General features: G+C 68.6%; 15 protein-coding genes. 12 read left to right on the forward strand and 3 right to left on the reverse strand.

Annotation, left to right across the window (positions count from 1 at the left end):
* The coding region (locus CXY91_RS23445) for a MutS N-terminal domain-containing protein (protein WP_465246887.1) at positions 1–1,226 on the reverse strand (1,226 nt) is incomplete at its 3' end.
* A 102-nt stretch (positions 1,227–1,328) separates the two neighbouring features.
* Between CXY91_RS23445 and CXY91_RS23450 the strand changes: the two genes are divergently transcribed.
* Complete coding sequence (locus CXY91_RS23450; RefSeq protein WP_100963833.1) at positions 1,329–3,164, forward strand: methyl-accepting chemotaxis protein; 1,836 nt, start codon at positions 1,329–1,331, stop codon at positions 3,162–3,164.
* Between the two features lie 134 nt (positions 3,165–3,298).
* Positions 3,299–5,584 (forward strand): NADP-dependent malic enzyme, encoded by a 2,286-nt coding sequence (locus tag CXY91_RS23455; RefSeq protein ID WP_091835501.1) that lies wholly within the window; start codon positions 3,299–3,301, stop codon positions 5,582–5,584.
* A 134-nt stretch (positions 5,585–5,718) separates the two neighbouring features.
* Here CXY91_RS23455 and CXY91_RS23460 read toward each other — a convergent pair whose 3' ends face one another.
* The gene (locus CXY91_RS23460) at positions 5,719–6,930 is read right to left on the reverse strand and encodes a penicillin-binding protein activator (RefSeq protein ID WP_244543843.1); all 1,212 of its coding nucleotides are present in this window, start codon (positions 6,928–6,930) and stop codon (positions 5,719–5,721) included.
* A 171-nt stretch (positions 6,931–7,101) separates the two neighbouring features.
* On the opposite strand from CXY91_RS23460, the gene rsmI reads away from it, so the two are divergent.
* The 3 genes from rsmI (at position 7,102) to gshB (ending at position 9,423) form a co-directional block, all read left to right on the forward strand.
* The gene (rsmI, locus tag CXY91_RS23465) at positions 7,102–8,028 is read left to right on the forward strand and encodes a 16S rRNA (cytidine(1402)-2'-O)-methyltransferase (protein ID WP_100963837.1); all 927 of its coding nucleotides are present in this window, start codon (positions 7,102–7,104) and stop codon (positions 8,026–8,028) included.
* On the forward strand, positions 8,025–8,405 hold the full coding sequence (locus tag CXY91_RS23470; RefSeq protein WP_100963838.1) for a YraN family protein: 381 nt from the start codon (positions 8,025–8,027) through the stop codon (positions 8,403–8,405). Before rsmI ends, CXY91_RS23470 begins: the two co-directional genes overlap by 4 nt.
* 70 nt (positions 8,406–8,475) lie before the next feature.
* Positions 8,476–9,423, forward strand: a complete 948-nt coding sequence (gshB, locus tag CXY91_RS23475) for a glutathione synthase (protein ID WP_100963840.1) — start codon at positions 8,476–8,478, stop codon at positions 9,421–9,423.
* 1 nt (position 9,424) lies between these two features.
* Here the strand turns inward: gshB and CXY91_RS23480 are convergent, their stop codons facing one another.
* Positions 9,425–10,210: a HesA/MoeB/ThiF family protein gene (locus tag CXY91_RS23480; protein ID WP_100963842.1), complete on the reverse strand. Its 786-nt coding sequence runs from the start codon at positions 10,208–10,210 to the stop codon at positions 9,425–9,427.
* A 128-nt stretch (positions 10,211–10,338) separates the two neighbouring features.
* Here CXY91_RS23480 and CXY91_RS23485 point away from each other — a divergent pair, with 128 nt between their 5' ends.
* From CXY91_RS23485 to CXY91_RS23515, 7 genes are all read left to right on the forward strand, one after another.
* On the forward strand, positions 10,339–11,109 hold the full coding sequence (locus CXY91_RS23485) for an SDR family oxidoreductase (protein ID WP_100963844.1): 771 nt from the start codon (positions 10,339–10,341) through the stop codon (positions 11,107–11,109).
* Between the two features lie 132 nt (positions 11,110–11,241).
* Positions 11,242–12,243 carry a BMP family lipoprotein gene (locus tag CXY91_RS23490; protein WP_100963846.1) on the forward strand — a complete coding sequence of 334 codons (1,002 nt, stop codon included), beginning with the start codon at positions 11,242–11,244 and terminating at the stop codon, positions 12,241–12,243.
* Between the two features lie 13 nt (positions 12,244–12,256).
* Entirely contained in the window at positions 12,257–13,789 is a 1,533-nt protein-coding gene (locus CXY91_RS23495; RefSeq protein ID WP_100963848.1) for an ABC transporter ATP-binding protein, read from the forward strand.
* Positions 13,786–14,886, forward strand: coding sequence for an ABC transporter permease (locus CXY91_RS23500; protein WP_100963850.1), 1,101 nt, complete (start codon positions 13,786–13,788; stop codon positions 14,884–14,886). The genes CXY91_RS23495 and CXY91_RS23500 overlap by 4 nt, the downstream gene beginning before the upstream one ends.
* 4 nt (positions 14,887–14,890) lie before the next feature.
* On the forward strand, positions 14,891–15,862 hold the full coding sequence (locus CXY91_RS23505; RefSeq protein WP_100963852.1) for an ABC transporter permease: 972 nt from the start codon (positions 14,891–14,893) through the stop codon (positions 15,860–15,862).
* Positions 15,863–16,273, forward strand: coding sequence for a cytidine deaminase (locus CXY91_RS23510; RefSeq protein WP_100963855.1), 411 nt, complete (start codon positions 15,863–15,865; stop codon positions 16,271–16,273).
* Between the two features lie 61 nt (positions 16,274–16,334).
* Positions 16,335–17,147, forward strand: a complete 813-nt coding sequence (locus CXY91_RS23515; RefSeq protein WP_091835537.1) for a purine-nucleoside phosphorylase — start codon at positions 16,335–16,337, stop codon at positions 17,145–17,147.
* The last annotated feature ends 1 nt before the right edge of the window (position 17,148 follow it).

Genomic DNA, 17,148 nt, shown 5'->3' on the forward strand with positions numbered 1-17,148 from the left:
GCGGCGACTCCGCGCGCCGCCTCCAGTCCGGCGCCGAGCGCGGCGAGATCGCGCGGGCCGCCGCGGTCGAGCGAGAGCCGCGCCAGCGCACGAGCGATGTCGGGCACGCGCGACAGATCGCGCCGAAGCGCCTCGCGCAGCGAGGGCGTCTCGACCAGCAGCGTGACGGCGTCGTGCCGCCTGCCGATGGCTGCTGAATCGGTCAATGGCCCGGCCAAACGCTCGGCGAGCAGGCGGCTGCCACCCGGCGTCTCGGTCCGGTCGATGGTGGCGAGCAGGCTGCCGTTGCGCTCTCCCGCGAGGGTCCGGGTGAGTTCGAGATTGGCGCGGGTCGCCGCGTCGATCAGCATGGTCGCGCTCATGCCCTCGCGGACGGGCGGCGACAAAGGCGGGCGGGCGCCGAGCTGGGTGCGCTCGACATAGGCGAGCGCGGCCGCGGCGGCGGCGATCTCGGCGCGGCTGAAGGCACCGAAGGCGTCGAGCGTGGCGACGCCGAAGAACTCCTTGAGCCGCCGCTCGCCGGAGGCCGGATCGAGCCCCTCGCGCGCCAGCGGCGTCACGGGAGCGGCGACATCGCGCCAGAATTCCCTGAGCTCGGGATCGTCATGGATCGCATCGGGGCAGACGATCTCGCGCGGCTCCAGACGAGCGAGTTCGACGGCAAGACCGCGTTGATCTGTCTCCAGCACCGCGAAGCGGCCGGTCGAGATGTCGAGCGCGGCGATGCCATAGGCATAGATCTCGTCCGAGAGCCGGCGCCGGGCGACGGCGACGAGCAGGCTCGCCCGGCCGGGATCGAGCAAGCGCTCCTCGGTGATGGTGCCGGGGGTGACGAGGCGCACGACGTCGCGCTTCACCACCGATTTGGCGCCGCGCTTCTTGGCCTCGGCCGGGTCCTCGATCTGCTCGCACACGGCGACGCGATGGCCGGCGGCGATCAGCTTCTGCAGATAATCGTCGGCACGCTCTACGGGCACGCCGCACATGGCGATGTCTTCGCCGAGATGCTTGCCGCGCTTGGTCAGCACGATGCCGAGGGTGCGCGAGGCGATCTCGGCGTCCTGGAAGAACAATTCGTAGAAATCGCCCATCCGGTAGAACAGCAGGCAGTCCGGATTGTTTGCCTTGATCTCGACGTACTGCGCCATCATCGGCGTGACGCGGCCGGCGTCGGCCGCAGCTGCGGTCCTGGCGTCCGCGATGTCGTCTGGTTTTGTGTGGCGCATGGGGCGCGCACGCTAGCAAATCGCGCCGGCAAGGCCATCCGTTAGGACTGCTTTCAACATATTTAAGCAGGGTCCGTGAGCTATCTCCGGCCAAGGCCCGCCATGTCGCTGTTCATAAACCTGATCCAGAGCCTGTCCTTCCTGCTGTTGGCGGCTCTGATCCTGACCGCAGCGGCCAGCTGGATCGACCAGCGCCCGCTGCTGCGCCAGTTTGCGGTCGGCGTCCTGTTCGCGGTCGGTGCGCTGTGCAGCATGGCCAATCCGTTCGTCATCCAGCCCGGGATGGTGGTCGATTCCCGCAACACCTTCGCGATCCTGGCAGGGCCGATCGGCGGGCCGATTGCGGCGCTGCTGACTGCCGTTCCGCTGGCGGTGGCGCGCTACAATCTCGGCGGCGTCGGCATGCCGACCGGGATCGCGGGCATCGTCCTGCATGCCGTCGCGGGCGCGATCTATGCCGCCTGGCTCGGCCGCCAGAAGCGTTCGCTGACGCTGCGCGATCTCGCCTGGCTCAGCCTGATCAGCGCCGGCTGCCTGATCGCCTCGAACATCTTCATGCCGAACTGGGCCGCGGCCGAGCGCTTCCTTACCGAGGCGGTGCCGATCATGATCGTCGTCGGCACGCTCGGCACCGTGCTGGTCGGGCTCGTCCTCAGCAATGACCGCGAGCGGCGCGAGACCGCCTATCGCTACAAGACGCTGCTCGATCATGTGCCCGGTACGCTCTATCAGCGGATCGATCGGCCGGACGGCGAGCGCCGCTACCGCTTCGTCAGCTACCGCCTGGACGAATTGCTCGGCATCGGCCGCGAGGCGATCGAGCGCGATCCCGAGGTTCTCCTGTCGAGAATCCTGCCGGAGGATCGTCAGCGCTGCTCGTCGACCAACGAGGAAGACCAGATCAACGAGCTCGGGCACCGCCGAACCGAACTGCGCTACCAAGCCGCCAGCGGCGCCGTCGTCTGGCTGCGCAGCGAGGCGACCCGGCGGCACTTGCCCGACGGCACGACCGTCTGGGACGGCATCCTGATCGACGTGACCACGGAAAAGACGCTGGCGAACGGCCGGCAGGAGATCGAGACGCTGCGCAAGGCCGCGCTGGAGGAGCTCGCCGTCAATCTCGAAGTGACCGTGGGCAAGGCGCTGCGCCGGGTCGGCGAGTCCGCGCGCAGCATGCTCGAAGCCGCGCAAGGCATGGCCGCCAATGCGGACCGCACCACTGCTCGCGCCGGCGAAGCGACGGAGCAGGCCGAGCTCGCCTCGCAGCGGGTCGGCAGCGTCGCCGATGCGGCCGAGCGGATCGACGCCTCGATCCGCGAGCTCACCCGCCAGACCGATCTCGCAGCCGAGACCGCCCGGCAGGCGGCCAGGCATGTCCGCTCGACCAGGACCGATGTCGACGGGCTCGCGGTCGCCGCCGACAAGGTCGGCGCCGTGCTCGCCTTCATCGAGGACATCGCGGTGCGCACCAATCTGCTCGCGCTCAACGCGACGATCGAGGCGGCGCGCGCCGGCGTCGCCGGGCGCGGCTTCTCGGTGGTCGCCGGCGAGGTCAAGAATCTCGCCGAGCAGACCCAGCAGGCGACGCAGGATATCGCCGCGACGCTGCAGGAGATCCGCGGCGCCGCAGCGGCAGTCGCCGACGCCGTCGGACAGATCGAAGGCACGATGGGGACGATCGAGACGACCTCGGACGCGATCGCACAGGTCGTCACCGGTCAGGGCGCGATTGCTTCGGGCATCGCCCTCGACGCCCAGGCCGTCGCCGGCTCAGCCGCCACCGTCACGCAGAACGTCGCCAGTGCCGGCGGCGAAGCCCGCGCCACCGGCGAAGCCGCCGTGCGCGTCGTCGCCGCGGCGCGCCTGGTCTCTGAGCAGGCGGTCGAGCTCGACCGCTATGTCGGCGACAGCGTCGCGCGCATGCGCGCCGGCCTCTAGAACCGGATCTGAGCGCAGGCCGACCCCTGCCGCAGCGAGAAAACTGCTGTCGCGCAATCGCGCCTTGTCGAGGAAAGCGACGCTGCCCTATGGTCGTTCCCCCCGAGGAAACGCCTGTGAAAAAGAATAAGCGCATGAACGATCGCTCCCCGCCCAAGCGCACCCGTCCGACCTTCACCGACCAGGAGGCGCTGCTCTTCCACTCGCAGGGGAGGCCGGGGAAGCTCGAGATCGTGCCGACCAAGCCGATGGCGACCCAGCGCGACCTGTCGCTGGCCTATTCGCCGGGCGTGGCCGTGCCGGTGCTGGCGATCGCAGAGGACCCGAGCCGCGCCTATGACTACACCACCCGCTCGAACCTGGTCGCGGTGATCTCGAACGGCACCGCCATCCTCGGCCTCGGCAATCTCGGCGCGCTCGCCTCCAAGCCGGTGATGGAAGGCAAGTCGGTGCTGTTCAAGCGCTTCGCCGACGTCGATTCGATCGACCTCGAAGTCGACACCGAGGATGCCGACAAGTTCATCGACGCAGTGCGCTATCTCGGCCCGTCCTTCGGCGGCATCAACCTCGAGGACATCAAGGCGCCGGAATGCTTCATCATCGAGCAGCGCCTGCGCGAGCTGATGGATATCCCGGTCTTCCATGACGACCAGCATGGCACCGCGATCATCGCCGCCGCCGGCCTGATCAATGCGCTCGACCTGACCGGGCGCGACATCCAGACGACAAGGCTCGTCGTCAACGGCGCCGGCGCCGCCGCGATCGCCTGCACGGAGCTGCTCAAGGCGATGGGCTTCAAGCCCGACAACGTCATCCTCTGCGACACTAAGGGCGTAATTTACCAGGGCCGCACCGAAGGCATGAACCAGTGGAAGTCGGCCCATGCCGCGGTCACCGACCGGCGCACGCTGGCGCAGGCACTGGAAGGGGCGGACGCCTTCTTTGGATTGTCGCAGAAGGGCGCGGTGACGCCGGAGATGGTCGCGTCGATGGCGGAGAATCCGATCATCTTCGCCATGGCCAATCCCGATCCGGAGATCACGCCGGAGGAGGTCCACGCCATTCGCGAGGACGCGATCATGGCGACCGGGCGGTCGGACTATCCGAACCAAGTCAACAACGTGCTCGGCTTCCCCTACATCTTCCGCGGCGCGCTCGACGTGCGCGCCACCACGATCAACATGGAAATGAAGATCGCCGCGGCCGAGGCGCTGGCGCAGCTCGCCCGCGAGGACGTGCCGGACGAGGTCGCCGCCGCCTATCAGGGCTCACGCCCACGCTACGGCAAGGATTACATCATCCCGGTGCCGTTCGACCCGCGCCTGATCCATGTCGTGCCGGCGGCGGTCGCCAGGGCGGCGATGGAGTCCGGCGTGGCCGGCAAGCCGATCGTCGACATGAACGCCTACAAGGCGCAGCTCTCGGCCCGGCGCGATCCGGTCGCCGGCACGCTCAACCGCATCTTCGAGCGCGTGCGACGCTATCCCAAGCGCGTCGTCTTCGCCGAGGGCGAGGAGGAGCAGGTCATCCGCGCCGCCGTCTCCTTCGTCAACCAGGAGCTCGGCAGGGCGATCCTGGTCGGCCGCGAGGAGCGCATCAACGAGACCGCCGAGCATCTCGGCGTCGACCTCGCCGCCAAGGGCATCGAGATCCAGAACGCCAGGCTCTCGCACCGTAACTCCGCCTATGCGCAGTATCTCTACGAGCGGCTGCAGCGGCACGGCTATCTGTTCCGCGACTGCCAGCGCCTGATCAACCAGGATCGCAATCATTTCGCTGCCGCGATGGTCGCGCTCGGCGATGCCGATTCGATGGTCACCGGCGTCACCCGCAACTACTCGATCGCGCTGGAGGAGGTTCGCCGCGTCATCGACGATCGGCCGGGCCACCGCCTGATCGGCGTCTCGATCGCGATCACGCGCGGGCGGACCGTGCTCATCGCCGACACCGCGATCACCGAGATGCCGACGGCGCAGGAACTGTCGGAGATCGCGATCGAGGCCGCCGGCGTCGCCCGCCGGCTCGGTTATGAGCCGAAGGTCGCCATGCTCGCCTTCTCGACCTTCGGCCATCCGGCCGGCGAGCGCTCGGAGAAAGTGCGCGATGCCGTGACGATCCTCGACGGCCAGCGCGTCGACTTCGAGTACGATGGCGAGATGGCCGCCGATGTCGCACTCAATCGCGACCTGATGGCGCAATATCCGTTCTGCCGCCTGACCGGACCGGCGAACGTGCTGGTGATGCCGGCGTTCCACTCGGCCTCGATCTCGACCAAGATGCTGCAGGAGCTCGGCGGCGCCACCGTGATCGGCCCGCTGCTGGTCGGCCTCGACAAGCCGGTGCAGATCGTGCCGCTCGGCGCCAAGGATTCCGACATCGTCAACATGGCGGCGCTGGCGGCGTTCAACATCGGCGGGTGACACCTGCCGTCATGCTCGGGCGAAGACCCGAGCATCTCATGACAAAAAAGGCGCCCTTGAAGGGGCGCCTCTTCCTGCTGGAGATTCTCGGGTCGGCGCTGCGCACCGCCCGAGAATGACGCGCGTGCGGCCCGTCAGTTCGTGCGCGGGCCGAGATCGCGCGGGGCGGCGTTGACCGTGACGATCTGGCCGTTGCGTAGTTCCAGCACGGCAAGGCCGCGCTCGTTCAGCCCGTCGGGACGGAAACGGAAAACGCCGTCGGCACCGGCAAAGCCGGACGCATTGGTGAGTACGCTTTCCGAGAAGCGCTGGCTGCCCTGGGTGCGGGCGAGCGCCGCCGCCAGCGAGACCGCGTCATAGGACAATGTCGCGGTGCGGGTCGGGGCGCTGTTGAAGCGCTTCTGGTAGCGGCCGGCGAAGGCATTGAAGCCGGCGGTGTCGGGCGAGGCGAACCAGCCGCCCTGGATCGCCGGAACGCGCGCGACATTGGCGTCGTTCCAGACGCCGGTGCCGAGCGGCTTGACCTTGGCCGGGTCGTAGCCGGCCTGCTGCAGGATGAGGCCCAGCGTCGGCATCGTCGCGGCGTCTGCCGGCACGAACAGCGCGTCCGCCTGCTGCAGCGCCGGCGCCAGCCGCGTGGCGGCGGCACGCATGCTGTTCTGGTCGGCGCCGAAGCGCTCGATCACAGCGACGCGGGCGCCACGATTGGCGACCGCCTGCTGGAAGGCGCCCTCGACGACCTTGCCATAGGCGGTCTCAGGCACGAGCGCGGCGAAGGATTTGCGCCCCTGTGCCGAGGCATAGGCGATGACGCGGTTGACGTCATTCTCCGGCGGAAACGACAGCAGGTAGATGCCGCGCGAGGCGACGTTGCTGTCGCTGGAGAAGGCGATCACCGGCTTGCCGGCGCCACGGGCGACCTGGCCGACAGCCTGGACGGAGGGCGCGAAGAGCGGGCCGATGATCAATTCGGCGCCTTCGCGGAGAGCTTCCTGCGCCGCGGCCTGGGCGCCATCGGGCGTGCCGCGATCATCCTTGACCAGCAGCGTGAGGTCAGCGCCGGGGAATTCGGCAAGCGCCATCTCGGCGGCGTTCTTCAGCGAGTTGCCGACGGTCGCGCCCGAGCCCTCGGCGGTGAGCGGCAGAATCAGGCCGACCTTGACCGAGCCGGTGCCGATGGTCGGGCCGCTCGGCTGGGCAGCGCCGCCCGCCTGCGGCGCAGTGGAGCTGTCGAAGCCGGGCAGGCCGCCGGTTCCGCCGCTGCAGGCGGCGAGCGCCGCACCGACACCGGACAACAGGATGAGGCGGCGGCTCGGCGGAGTGAGGAGCTTGCTCTGACGCGACACGGCTTTCGTCTCCACTCCTCGGCGAGGCGCGAGACCAAGCCCACACCAGCTGAATCTTGTCCCGAACCGTGGACCATTCCTGCCAGTGAGCAAGGCTATTTTCAAGTTGTTAACTCTAGGTTGCCGTACCGGCAGTGGCATCTTCCGGGCCGCTGTGGCAGTTTCGCCGCCATGTCCGGCCCCATATCCGCCCCGCCCGCCCCAGGTCGCGCCCCGAGCTATGCGGCCTTCGGGCTCCGGGCCGAGGCCGAGCCGCTCGCACCGGGCCTGCATATCGTCGCAACGCCGATCGGCAATCTCAAGGACATCTCGTTCCGGGCGCTGTCGACGCTGGCTGCCGCCGACGCGGTGCTGGCCGAGGACACCAGGACCTCGAAGACGCTGCTGGCGCATTACGGCATCGCGACGCCGCTGCTGCCCTATCACGAGCACAACGCCGCGCAGATGCGCCCGAAGATCATGGACAAGCTGCGCCAGGGCGGCAAGCTGGCGCTGATCTCGGATGCCGGCACGCCTCTGGTCTCCGATCCCGGCTACAAGCTCGTCGCCGAAGTCGTGGCGGAGGGTTTGCCGGTCACCGGCATTCCCGGCCCCTCCGCCGTGCTGGCGGCTTTGGTGCTGGCGGGATTGCCGACCGATCGCTTCTTCTTCGAGGGCTTCCTGCCGCCGAAGAGCGCGGCACGAAAGGCACGCCTCACCGAGCTTGCCGCCATTCCCGGCACGCTCGTCTTCTTCGAATCGCCGCGCCGGCTCGCCGAGATGCTGGCCGACGCCGCTGCGGTTCTCGGCGCACGCTCCGGCGCGGTCGCGCGCGAACTGACCAAATATTACGAGAACGTCCGCCGCGGCGCCCTTGCCGAGCTTGCCGCCCACTATGCCGAAGCCGAGGAGGCGCGCGGCGAGATCGTCGTGGTGATCGGCCCGCCCGACGCCTCCGCCGTGGCCACGGCCGCGCAGGGCGACACGCTCGACGAAGCCCTGCGCGCCGCGCTCGCGAAAGTCTCGCTGAAGGAGGCGGTGGCGCAGGTCGCCGCCGCCAGCGGCCAGCCGCGCCGCGTCGTCTATGCCCGCGCCCTCGAACTGACGCGCACGCCATGAGCGAGGCGCTCCGCAGCCGGCGTGCGCGCCGTTCCGGCCTGTCCGGCCGCCGCGGCGAATGGCTCGCCGTCGCCTTCCTCAGCCTCAAGGGCTACCGCCTGCTGCAGCACCGCTTCGGCGGCAAGGGCGGCGAGATCGACCTGATCATGGCCCGCGGCGACGACATCGTCTTCGTCGAGGTCAAGGCGCGCGCATCGCTCGACGACGCTGCGAGCGCGATCACGGCGGACAAGCGCCGACTGATCGAAGCCCGCATCCGGCAATGGCTGGCGCGCAATCCCTGGGCGATGCAACGTAACCTCAGGGCCGACGCGGTCTTCCTCGCGCCCTGGCGGCTGCCCCGCCATGTCTCGCGCGTGTTCGAGCTGGTGCTCTGACGCAAGGCTGAGCCACTTGCACGAGCGGGCTGTCGCAGCCGATATAACGGCCGCAACCGGAGCTGCCGCCATGCCGCTGAACGTCGCCATCCAGATGGACCCGATCGAGAAGGTCCGCATCGCCGGCGACACCGGCTTCGCGCTGATGCTGGAAGCGCAGGCGCGCGGGCACAGGCTCTTCACCTACACCCCCGACAAGCTCACCTTGCGCGATGGCAAGGTCACCGCCGTGATAAGCCCGGTCGAGGTGCGCGACGTCGAGGGCGACCATTACACCCTCGGCCAGCCCGAGCGGACCGATCTCTCGACGCTCGACGTGGTGCTGCTGCGCCAGGATCCGCCCTTCGACATGGCCTATGTCTCCTCGACGCATATGCTCGAGCGCATCCATCCGAAGACGCTGGTCGTCAACGACCCCACCGAGGTCCGCAATGCGCCGGAAAAACTCTTCGTCACGCATTTCCCCGAGCTGATGCCGCCGACGCTGATCACGCGCGACCGCGCCGAGATCGAAGCCTTCCGCGAGGAGTTCGGCGACATTGTGATGAAGCCGCTCTACGGCCATGGCGGCGCGACCGTGTTCAAGACCGGCAAGGGCGACCCGAATTTCGGCTCGCTCTACGACCTGTTCGCCAATCTCTTCCGCGAGCCCTGGGTGGTGCAGGCCTTCCTCAAGGAGGTCACGGAGGGCGACAAGCGCATCATCCTGATCGACGGCAAGGCGGCGGGCGCGGTCAACCGCGTGCCGGCGGCCGGCGACCTGCGCGCCAACATGGTGCGCGGCGGCGCGGCGAGGCCGACCGACCTGTCGAAGCGCGAGCTCGAGATCTGCGAGCGCATCGGCCCGGCGCTCAGGGAGCGGGGCCTGCTGCTGGTCGGCATCGACGTGATCGGCGGCAAGCTGACCGAGATCAACGTCACCGCGCCGACCGGGGTGCGCGCCATCAAGAAGCTCGGCGGTCCCGATCTGGCGGCCCAGCTCTTCGAGGTGATCGAGGCCAAGCGCGCGGCGAACTAGTTCAGGCGGCGACGCCAGACGTCCCGTTCAGCGGATTGTCCGGATCCCAGCCGTATTTCATCGTCTCAAAGCGCATCGCCATCGCATCGACGAGCAGGAGCTTGCCGACCAGCGGCTCGCCGAAGCCGGTGATCGCGCGGATCACTTCCAGCGCCATCAGCGAGCCCATCACGCCGGCGAGCGCACCGAGCACGCCGGCCTCGGCGCAGGGCGCGACCGTGCCGGGGGGCGGTTCGTCCGGGAACAGGCAGCGATAGGTCGGGTTGGGCTTCCCGTCTGGAGCCGTCTCATGCGCGCGGATCGTGGTGAGCGAGCCGTCGAAGCGGCCGAGCGCCGCCGTCACCAGCGGCTTCTTCTCGTGGAAGCAGGCGTCGGAGACGGCATAACGCGTCGCGAAATTGTCGGAGCCATCGGCGACCACGTCATAGAAGGCGACGAGGGCGCGCGCGTTGTGCGGGTCGATCCGCGTGACGTATTCCTCAATCTCGACCCGCGGGTTGAGCCGCGTGACGAAATTGGCCGCGGCGACCACCTTGCGTGCCCCGATATCCTCCGCGCCGAAGATGATCTGCCGCTGCAGATTCGAGAGCGAGACATGGTCGTCGTCGACGATGCCGATCGTGCCGACGCCGGCCGCCGCGAGATAGGGGATTAATGGTGCGCCCAGGCCGCCGGCGCCGATCACCAGAACGCGGGCGCGCTTGAGCTTCGCCTGGCCGGGCCCGCCGATTTCCGGCAGCACCAGATGGCGGGCATAGCGCTCGATCTCGGCTTCGTTCAGCGTCATGGCCGGCAAGCTAGGCCGATCCGTCCGCCTCAGCAATCGGGTGCCCTGCGGTGACAGGAAGCGGGTGTCTGCACCGTCCACGCGCCTGCGATCACCCGCGCCTCATCGTCTGAACGAAGGAACGGGACATGACGGCACTGAAGGACAAGGTCGCGATCGTCACCGGCGCGAGCTCAGGGATCGGCCGGGCAGCGGCAAAACTCTTCGCAGCGGAGGGTGCCTGCCTCGTCGTTACCGCGCGGCGGCCAGCTGAGCTCGATGCGCTCGTCGGCGAGATCAAGGCGGACGGCGGCGAAGCGATCGCCGTCGCCGGCGACATCCGCGAGGAGGCGCTGGCGCAGCTCTTGGTCGAGACCGCGACCCAGCGCTTCGGCGGGCTCGACATCGGCTTCAACAATGCCGGCATCATCGGCGAACTCGGCTCGATCGGGCAGATGGCGAGCGAGAACTGGCACGAGGTGATCGCGATCAACCTGACCAGTGCCTTCCTCGGCGCAAAGCATCAGGTTCCGGCGCTGGAGGCGCGCGGCGGCGGCTCGCTGATCTTCACCTCGAGCTTCGTCGGCCATACCGCCGGGCTTGCCGGCATGTCGGCCTATGCCGCCAGCAAGGCCGGGCAGATCGGCCTGGTGAAAGCGCTCGCAGCCGAGCTCGGCGGCAAGCGCATCCGCGTCAACGCCCTGCTGCCGGGCGGTACCGACACGCCGGCCGCGACGACCAATGCGCCGGGCGCCGGCCCGGACGTACTCGCCTTCGTCGAAGGCATCCACGCCTTGAAGCGCATGGCGCAGCCGGAGGAGATCGCCCGCGCCGCGCTCTTCCTCGCCTCGGACGCATCGAGCTTCGTCACCGGCACGGCCTTCCTCGCCGATGGCGGCGTCTCGATCCAGCGCGGCTGAGGCGACTGTTCATATGTGACCGATATCGCCGAGCGGGCCTGCAAGCCCGCTTGGCCCCGTCCGCAAGCCGTGCCATCGTGACCCCAGGCAGGAATGGCGCAACCATTCCGCATGTGACAGGGGAACGGCTCGATGCGTTTGAAATCTCTCGCCCTCGCTCTGGCGGGCGTCGCCCTTTCGGCCATGGCGGCCGTCGCCCAGACGGCGATCAAGCCGGCGATCGTCTATGACAAGGGCGGCAAGTTCGACAAATCCTTCAACGAGGGCGTCTTCGTCGGGGCCGAGAAGTTCAAGGCCGAGACCGGCGTCGAGTTCCGCGATTTCGAGCCGACCAACGATGCGCAGATCGAGCAGGCGCTGCGGCGCTTCGCCCGCGACGGCCATTCGCCGATCATCGCCGTCGGCTTCTCGCAGGCGACCGCATTGCAGAAGGTCGCAGCCGAGTTCCCGAATCTGAAGTTCACCATCATCGACATGGTGGTCGAGCTGCCGAACGTACAGTCGGTGGTGTTCAAGGAGCATGAGGCCTCCTATCTCGTCGGCCTCATCGCCAGCCTGGCCTCGAAGACCAACAAGGTCGGCTTCGTCGGCGGCATGGACATCCCGCTGATCCGCAAATTCGCCTGCGGCTACGTCCAGGGCGTCAAGGCCGGCAAGAAGGACGCCGAGATCTTCCAGAACATGACCGGCTCGACCCCGGCCGCCTGGAATGATCCGGTGAAGGGCGGCGAGCTCGCCAAGTCGCAGATCGACCGCGGCGCCGATGTGATCTACCACGCCGCCGGCGGCACCGGCATCGGCGTGCTGCGCGCTGCGGCCGACGCCGGCAAGCTCGGCATCGGCGTCGATTCCAATCAGAACATGCTGCATCCCGGCAAGGTGCTGACCTCGATGCTGAAGCGCGTCGACGTCGCCGCCTACACCTCGTTCAAGGAGGCCCGCGACGGGACCTGGAAGCCGGGCGTCTCGGTGCTGGGGCTGAAGGAGGACGGCGTCGGCTGGGCGCTCGACGACAACAACAAGGCGCTGATCACGCCGGAGATGAAGGCCGCCGCCGACAAGGCCCGCGCCGACATCATCGCCGGCACCGTCAAGGTCCACGACTACATGTCGGATTCCAAGTGCACGATGTGAGCGCGGCGCGTCGGTGAACAACCCGCACCCTGCGATCGAGCTCAGCGGCATCTGCAAGGCGTTCGGCCCGGTCAAGGCCAACAAGGACGTCTCGCTGTCGGTCGCCGCCGGCTCGATCCACGGCATCGTCGGCGAGAACGGCGCCGGCAAGTCGACGCTGATGTCGATCCTCTACGGCTTCTACGAGGCCGATGCCGGCGAGATTCGGGTGCGCGGGCAAGTGCGGCGCATCCGCTCCTCCTCGGATGCGATTGCCGCCGGGATCGGCATGGTCCACCAGCACTTCATGCTGGTCGAGCCGCTCTCGGTCGTCGAGAACATCGTGCTCGGTGCCGAGGGCGGGGCGCTGCTCAAGCGCGGCATCGGCAAAGCGCGGGCCGAGCTGGCGCGCCTCAGCCAGGAATACGGCCTCGCCATCGATCCCGACGCGATCGTGGGCGAGCTCTCGGTCGGCCTGCAGCAGCGCGTCGAGATCCTGAAGGCGCTCTATCGCGGGGCTGAGGTGCTGATCCTCGACGAGCCCACCGCCGTGCTGACGCCGGCCGAGGCCGACCAACTCTTCGAACTGCTGCGGGCGCTGAAGGCGCAGGGCAAGACGGTGATCCTGATCACCCACAAGCTGCGCGAGATCATGGCGGTGACTGACCGCGTCTCGGTGATGCGGCGCGGCGAGATGGTCGCCCATGTCGAGACGGAACGGACCTCGCCGGCCGAGCTCGCCGAGGCGATGGTCGGCCGGCGCGTGCTGCTGCGCGTCGAGAAAACACCGCGAAAGCGCGGCGCGCCGGTGCTGGAAGCCGCTGGCCTCTCCGTGATCGACGAACGCGGCTGCGAGACGCTGCGCGATGCCAGCCTGACCCTGCACGAAGGCGAGATCGTCGGCATCGCCGGTGTCGCCGGCAACGGGCAAAGCGAATTGCTCGACGTGCTCGCCGGGTTGACCCAGCCTGCCCGCGGCGTGATCCGACTCGGCGGAAAAATCCTCAACGCCGCCGACCGCAACCCGGCCAATCTGCGCAGGCTCGGCCTGATGCACATTCCCGAGGATCGCTTGCGCACCGGCCTCGTCACCGCCTTCGCCGCGGCCGAGAACGCGATCTTGGGCTATCATGACGACCCGGCCTTCGGGCGCGGACCCTTCCTGTCGCCGACACTGATCGAGCAGCATGCCCGCGCCGGGATGCAGGATTATGATGTCCGCCCGGTCGATCCCGGTTTGAAGACCGCGAAGTTCTCCGGGGGCAACCAGCAGAAGATCGTGCTCGCCCGCGAGATCGAGCGGGCGCCGAAGGTGCTGCTGGTCGGCCAGCCGACGCGCGGCGTCGATATCGGCGCGATCGAGTTCATCCATCGCCGCCTGATCGCCCTGCGCGACGCTGGGGTCGCGATCCTGCTCGTCTCGGTCGAGCTGGAAGAGGTGATGGCGCTGTCCGACCGGATCCTGGCACTCTGCGGCGGCCAGATCACCGGCGAGCGCGAGGCGGTGGCGACCGATGAGCGCGATCTCGGACTGCTGATGGCCGGCGTCAGCGAGCGGGCGGCATGAGCGCCGCGCCGATCGACCTTCCCCGCTGGGCCGACACCGCCCTTGTCCCGCTGGTCTCGGTCGCGGCGGCGCTCGTCGTCGCCGGGCTCGTCGTACTCTCGATCGGCGAAAGCCCGCTGGAGGCGACGACGCTCTTGCTGAAGGGCTCGCTCGGCAGTCTCGAAGGCCTCGGCTTCACGCTCTACTACACCACCAATTTCATTTTCACCGGCCTTGCCGTCGCCGTCGCCTTCCATGCCGGGCTGTTCAATATCGGCGGCGAGGGCCAGGCCACCATCGCCGGCATCTTTGCCGCGCTCGCCTGCCTCTGGCTGGCGCCGCTGCCGGGCATCCTGCTGGTGCCGCTCGCCGTTCTCGCCGCTGCGGCGGGCGGCGCGCTCTGGGCCTTCATCCCCGGCTATCTCCAGGCGACGCGCGGCAGCCATGTCGTGATCACCACGATCATGTTCAACTTCATCGCCGCGACGCTGATCGTCTACCTGCTGGTCGAAGTGATGGGGAAAACCGGTTCGATGCAGCCGGAAACCCCGGATTTCCCGAAGCAGGCGGTGCTGACGCCGATCCATGAGCTGCTCGGCGCCTTCGGGCTGAAACTGCCCTCGACGCCGCTCAACACTTCGTTCCTGCTGGCGCTGGCGTCGCTTGTCGCGGTCTGGGCGCTGATCTACCGCTCGCGGCTCGGCTATGCGATCCGCACCGTCGGCGCCAATCCACGCGCCGCCGCCTATGCCGGCATCCCGCCGGCGCGGATCATCATGGTGGCGATGGCGATCTCGGGCGCGCTGGCGGGCGGTCTCGCCGTCAACGAAGCCATGGGCGTGCAGCACCGGCTCGTGCTCGATTTCACCGCCGGCTACGGCTTCGTCGGCATTGCGGTCGCGCTGATGGGGCGCGGCCATCCGGTTGGCGTCGGCCTCGCGGCCCTGCTCTTCGGCGTGCTCTACCAGGGCGGCGCCGAGCTCTCCTTCGACAAGCCGACCATCACCCGCGACATGGTCGTGGTCATCGGCGGCATCGTCATCCTCTTCGCCGGCGCGCTCGACGGGCTGTTCCGGCGCCTCGTCGCCAGCGTGCTCGCTATCGGGCGCGGGGGCTGAGGCGATGGAGATCGTCCAGACCATCGCCGTCATCCTCGATTCGACGATCCGCCTGTCGATCCCGCTGCTCTGCGCGGCGCTGGCCGGGCTCTGGTCGGAACGCTCGGGCGTCGTCGACATCGGCCTCGAAGGCAAGATGCTGATCGCCGCCTTCGCCTCGGCGGTGGTCGCCTATCACAGCGGCTCGGCCTGGGCCGGCTTAGGGGCCGGCATGCTCGCCGCGATCGCGCTGTCGCTGATGCACGGCTTTGCCGCAATCACCTGGCGCGGCAACCAGATCGTCTCCGGCGTCGCGATCAACATGCTGGCGGTCGGGCTCACCGCCATCCTCGGCAATGCCTGGTACGGCCAAGGCGGGCGCACGCCCAACCTCGAAGGGGCCGCCCGCTTTCCCGAACTCGATCTGCCTTTCGTCGGGGCGCTGAAGGAGATCCCCGTCTTCGGACCGATCTACGACATCGCCATCTCCGGCCACGCGGCGCCGGTCTATCTCGCCGTGCTCGCCCTCGTGCTGACGGCGCTGACACTGAAGCACACCCGCTTCGGCCTGCGCCTGCGCGCCGTCGGCGAGAATCCGGCTGCAGTCGACACCGCCGGCGTCTCGGTCGCCGGCTTGCGTTATGCCGCGGTGATCATCTGCGGCGCGCTCTGCGGGCTGGGCGGCACCTATCTCGCCGTCTCGCAATCGGCCGGCTTCCTGCCGCAGATGACCGCCGGCAAGGGCTTCATCGCGCTGGCCGCCGTGATCTTCGCCAATTGGCGGCCCTGGCCGGCCCTGTTCGCCTGCCTGCTCTTCGGCTTGCTCGACGCTGTCGCGATCAGACTTCAAGGCGTCGTGCTACCCGGCATCGGCCAGGTGCCGGTGCAGGCGATCCAGGCCCTGCCCTATGTGATGACAGTGGTGCTGCTCGCCGGCTTCATCGGCAAGGCGACGCCGCCCAAGGCCTCGGGCCTGCCCTATGTCAAGGAACGCTGAGTGTCCGCCGAACCCGATCTCGACGCGCTCTTTGCCGCGGCGCTAGCAGCACAGCAGAAGGCCTATGCGCCTTATTCCCGCTTCAAGGTCGGGGCCGCCATCCTCGCCGATGACGGCAAGGTCTATCCCGGCTGCAATGTCGAGAACGCCGCCTACCCGGTCGGCGCCTGCGCCGAAGCGGGAGCGATCTCGGCGATGATCGCCGGCGGTGCGGGGGCGATCCGCGCGATCGTCGTCATCGGCGATGGCGCCGAGCTGGTGACGCCCTGCGGCGCCTGCCGGCAGCGTATCCGCGAATTCGCCGCGCCGGAGACGCCGATCCTGATCGCCGGGCCGGACGGAATCCGCGCCCGATTTTCGCTGGCCGAGCTGTTGCCAGCCTCGTTCGGACCGGCCAATTTGCCGAAGTGATTTGCGGGCACCGTCCAGGTGACCCGACGAGCGCGGCCAACGCGCCGATGGAGCAGACAACATGGCAGCGGATGCGCTTTTCGACCAAGCGGCATCGGTATTGATCGATCGTGGCATCGATGGCGGCATCGACTGCGCCATCGTGCTCGGCACCGGGCTCGGCCGCATCATCGACGACATGGTCGAGCCGATCTCGATTCCGTTCGAGGAGATTCCCGGCTTCCCGAAGGGCGCGGTCTCCGGCCATGCCAAGCGGCTCAGCTATGGCGTGCTGCACGGCAAGCGGGTGCTGGTCTTCGAGGGCCGCGCGCATTTCTACGAGACCGGCGATCCCGCCATCATGCGCGTGCCGCTCGGTATGCTCGCCGCCTTCGGCTCGCCGCCGCTGGTGCTGACCAACGCCGCCGGCTCGCTGCGGCCCGATCTTCGGCCGGGCAGCCTCGCCTTGATCACCGACCACATCAACTATAACGGCCCCAACCCGCTGGTCGGCGATACCGGCGATGGCCGCTTCGTGCCGATGGTCGACGCCTATGACCCGCATCTGCGCGCCCGGCTGAAGAAGGCGGCGGCGGCCAGCGGCGCCAATATGGGCGAAGGCGTTTATATGTGGTTCTCCGGACCGAGCTTCGAGACGCCGGCCGAGATCAAGATGGCCAAGACGCTCGGCGCCGATCTCGTCGGCATGTCGACCGTACCGGAGGTGATCCTGGCGCGCCGCTATGGCCTGCGCGTCGCCGGCCTCTCGATCGTTACCAATATGGGCGCGGGCATTTTGGGCGGCGCGCCCAGCCATGGTGAGACGCGCGACGTCGCGGCGACCGCGACCACGGCGCTGCGGCGGGTGCTGCGCGCCTTCCTGAGCGAGCTCTGAT

It is taken from the genome of Allobosea sp. FBZP-16, from assembly GCF_002831785.1.
Classification (GTDB): domain Bacteria; phylum Pseudomonadota; class Alphaproteobacteria; order Rhizobiales; family Beijerinckiaceae; genus Allobosea; species Allobosea lupini.

Bases quoted from the DNA above. Each gene is read 5' to 3' on its own strand.
- CXY91_RS23450 (WP_100963833.1), top strand. From the start codon at position 1,329: ATGTCGCTGTTCATAAACCTGATCCAGAGCCTGTCCTTCCTGCTGTTG.
- CXY91_RS23455 (WP_091835501.1), top strand. From the start codon at position 3,299: ATGAACGATCGCTCCCCGCCCAAGCGCACCCGTCCGACCTTCACCGAC.
- rsmI (WP_100963837.1), top strand. From the start codon at position 7,102: ATGTCCGGCCCCATATCCGCCCCGCCCGCCCCAGGTCGCGCCCCGAGC.
- CXY91_RS23470 (WP_100963838.1), top strand. From the start codon at position 8,025: ATGAGCGAGGCGCTCCGCAGCCGGCGTGCGCGCCGTTCCGGCCTGTCC.
- gshB (WP_100963840.1), top strand. From the start codon at position 8,476: ATGCCGCTGAACGTCGCCATCCAGATGGACCCGATCGAGAAGGTCCGC.
- CXY91_RS23480 (WP_100963842.1), bottom strand. From the start codon at position 10,210: ATGACGCTGAACGAAGCCGAGATCGAGCGCTATGCCCGCCATCTGGTG.
- CXY91_RS23485 (WP_100963844.1), top strand. From the start codon at position 10,339: ATGACGGCACTGAAGGACAAGGTCGCGATCGTCACCGGCGCGAGCTCA.
- CXY91_RS23490 (WP_100963846.1), top strand. From the start codon at position 11,242: ATGCGTTTGAAATCTCTCGCCCTCGCTCTGGCGGGCGTCGCCCTTTCG.
- CXY91_RS23500 (WP_100963850.1), top strand. From the start codon at position 13,786: ATGAGCGCCGCGCCGATCGACCTTCCCCGCTGGGCCGACACCGCCCTT.
- CXY91_RS23505 (WP_100963852.1), top strand. From the start codon at position 14,891: ATGGAGATCGTCCAGACCATCGCCGTCATCCTCGATTCGACGATCCGC.
- CXY91_RS23515 (WP_091835537.1), top strand. From the start codon at position 16,335: ATGGCAGCGGATGCGCTTTTCGACCAAGCGGCATCGGTATTGATCGAT.